Raw genomic sequence first — 207 nt, 5'->3', positions numbered from 1 at the left:
GGCGAGCCGTCGGGCCAGCACCCGGCGGCCGAGGTCGCTCAGGCTGGTGTCGTCATAACGGACGGTTCCGGTCTCGGGCTTCCGCAGCCCCGCGAGCAGTCGCAGCAAGGTCGACTTGCCCGAGCCGTTGGGGCCGAGGAGTCCGACGACCTTCCCGTCGTGGACCGCCATGTCGATGTTGTCGAGGAGCCGGTGGCCCTTGACCGA

At 70.0% G+C, this 207-nt stretch carries 1 protein-coding gene; it reads right to left on the bottom strand.

The features are described from left to right. The coding region (locus tag OO47_RS33185) for an ATP-binding cassette domain-containing protein (protein ID WP_030223682.1) at positions 1-207 on the bottom strand (207 nt) is incomplete at both ends.

Origin of the sequence: Streptomyces bikiniensis (assembly GCF_000716625.1) — a bacterium.
Taxonomy (GTDB): Bacteria; Actinomycetota; Actinomycetes; order Streptomycetales; family Streptomycetaceae; genus Streptomyces; species Streptomyces bikiniensis.
Note: the sequence above shows the minus strand (reverse complement) of the source record. Positions and strands in the feature narration are given on the sequence as shown.